This window comes from Bacteroides cellulosilyticus DSM 14838 (assembly GCF_000158035.1).
Taxonomy (GTDB): Bacteria; Bacteroidota; Bacteroidia; order Bacteroidales; family Bacteroidaceae; genus Bacteroides; species Bacteroides cellulosilyticus.
Genome location: NZ_EQ973490.1, coordinates 1050061 through 1052198 on the forward strand (window position 1 = coordinate 1050061; position 2138 = coordinate 1052198).

A 2138-nucleotide genomic window follows, 5' to 3' on the forward strand; every position below is an offset into this window, starting at 1 on the left:
CTTGATTTTCGAGAGGAAGTTTTTGTCAACCGCCTTCGACTATATATAGTCAATTGGCGTGTCAAAACAGTAAATCACTGATTATCAACAAATATTCAAATTTAAACGATGTTCATTTCCGGACAAGTGTCCGCATAAAAGCGGACGATAGGTATGGAAATAATAAAAAAGCAAATGCAAATGAATCATGAATACTTATTCTATACCTTAGTGGGTATAATCAAGATATAAAGACAAACTATTTATACCCGATATGGTATAAACAAGAAGATAATTATTATATTTGTACCCAAACGGGTATAATATGAAATATATGGCTTTAGCAAAATACGTAAAAGAGATGCGTAAGCAGCATGAACTTACACAAGTTGATTTATCAGAAAAGTCCGGTGTAGGGCTCCGCTTTATCCGCGAATTAGAGCAAGGTAAACAGACTTTAAGATTGGATAAAGTCAATCAAGTATTGAATCTTTTTGGAATGGAAGTAGGTGCCGTTCCAATGCCTAAAAATGCAGAATTATGAAGCGAGCATCAGTCTATCTGCACGATTATAAGGCAGGAACATTGACAGAAGATGAAAACGGATATACATTTTTGTATGATAAAGATTTTCTGGAATCTGCTCACTCGGAAGCAATCAGTCTGACTATGCCGCTAACCGATAAACCTTATCAGGATAAAGTTCTATTTCCTTTTTTTGACGGATTAATCCCCGAAGGCTGGTTACTGAATATAGCGGAAAAAAGCTGGAAAATTAATCAACGGGACAGAATGTCTCTATTACTTGCATGTTGTAGAGATTGTATTGGCGCAGTTAGTATCATACCTAATCAAACCGAGGAATAATATGGGAAAATGTTTGTATTGCTATAAAAAATTAAGAGAAGGAGACCGCGATTTCCATCCGGCTTGCTCTCAAAAAATATTTGGTACGAAAGTACCTCCTATCCTCCCATACGTCAGGAATCAATTAGCCGACTTAGCGGAACAGGTGATCCGAAGCCAAACCACATTAACAGGAGTACAGGCAAAATTATCTTTAGACATTCACAAAGGAGAAAGGAACGAACCGGAACGTTTTACAATCGTCGGTCTCTGGGGACGATACATACTGAAACCACAAACTGATTTATATCCTTACCTTCCGGAATTGGAAGATCTTACTATGCATTTGGCTGAAATAGTCAGAATCAAAGTAGTGCCACACTCTTTGATACGGTTTCAGGATGGCGAACTTTGTTACATAACACGACGCATTGACAGACGTGAAGATGGGACGAAGCTCCCTATAGAAGATATGTGTCAATTGGCCGAACGATTAACTGAATACAAGTATAAAGGTTCTTATGAACAGATAGCAAAACTGATACAGAAATATTCCTCCACCCCCAAATTAGACCTCATCAACTTTTGGGAGCAAGTGATATTTTCATGGGTTACAGGGAATGCTGACATGCACCTGAAGAACTTTTCTTTATATAGCCAGAGTAAAGGAAACTATGTTTTAACTCCGGCTTATGATATGCTTTCTACAGTATTAGTTATGCCTGAAGACACGGAAGAACTGGCACTGACCTTGAATGGAAAGAAAAGTAAAATAAAAAAGAAGGATTTTATTATAGCTATTACCGCTTCGGGCATTGAAGAGAAAATCATAGACAATCTATTTAAAAAATTCGCGAAAGCCGAACAAAGCTGGTCAGATTTTATAAGACAATCTTTATTACCGGAAACGATGCAAAAACAATACATCAACGTCATAAATAGTAAACTAGGCATAATAAAATAAGGGAGATCCGTTCAAGTCTCCCTCATCCTGTATGCGATTGATATAGTTATTTAGTGCTTGCCAGCATCAAAGTTGCGTCAGCATCGTTCAGTTCATAAAAACTCTTTTGAATATTGCTATCGTAAGCGTTACTCTTGGAGTTCCAACGGGCATAACTAAGTTCAACTTCACTATTGGTATAAGAAACATCCATCTTGAAATAAGGAACCCAAGCCTCTTGTGAGCTGTCCCATTTGGAGGCTTCTTTACTGGTCACACGATTTTCGTTATCATAAGTGTAAGTATAACGGAGGTGGCGGAACAAGTGACCGTCTTCATTCTTAAAGATAGTCTTAGCGGTTATCAACTC

4 protein-coding genes are annotated in these 2138 nt (G+C 37.6%); 3 read left to right on the forward strand and 1 reads right to left on the reverse strand.

Annotated elements, in window-relative coordinates:
- Positions 1-313: 313 nt before the first annotated feature.
- The 3 genes from BACCELL_RS08540 to BACCELL_RS08550 are packed head-to-tail and all read left to right on the forward strand — an operon-like array spanning position 314 to position 1789.
- Positions 314-523, forward strand: a complete 210-nt coding sequence (locus BACCELL_RS08540; protein WP_022209728.1) for a helix-turn-helix transcriptional regulator — start codon at positions 314-316, stop codon at positions 521-523.
- Positions 520-846 (forward strand): HipA N-terminal domain-containing protein, encoded by a 327-nt coding sequence (locus BACCELL_RS08545; RefSeq protein ID WP_007211307.1) that lies wholly within the window; start codon positions 520-522, stop codon positions 844-846. Before BACCELL_RS08540 ends, BACCELL_RS08545 begins: the two co-directional genes overlap by 4 nt.
- 1 nt (position 847) lies before the next feature.
- On the forward strand, positions 848-1789 hold the full coding sequence (locus tag BACCELL_RS08550; protein ID WP_007211308.1) for a HipA domain-containing protein: 942 nt from the start codon (positions 848-850) through the stop codon (positions 1787-1789).
- Between the two features lie 46 nt (positions 1790-1835).
- On the opposite strand, the gene BACCELL_RS08555 is transcribed toward BACCELL_RS08550, so the two are convergent.
- Positions 1836-2138, reverse strand: a 303-nt coding sequence (locus tag BACCELL_RS08555) for a DUF3836 domain-containing protein (protein ID WP_007211309.1), incomplete at its 5' end; no start/stop codon positions are given.

Coding starts and splice junctions, on each gene's coding strand:
- BACCELL_RS08540 (WP_022209728.1), top strand. CDS start 314: ATGGCTTTAGCAAAATACGTAAAAGAGATGCGTAAGCAGCATGAACTT.
- BACCELL_RS08545 (WP_007211307.1), top strand. CDS start 520: ATGAAGCGAGCATCAGTCTATCTGCACGATTATAAGGCAGGAACATTG.
- BACCELL_RS08550 (WP_007211308.1), top strand. CDS start 848: ATGGGAAAATGTTTGTATTGCTATAAAAAATTAAGAGAAGGAGACCGC.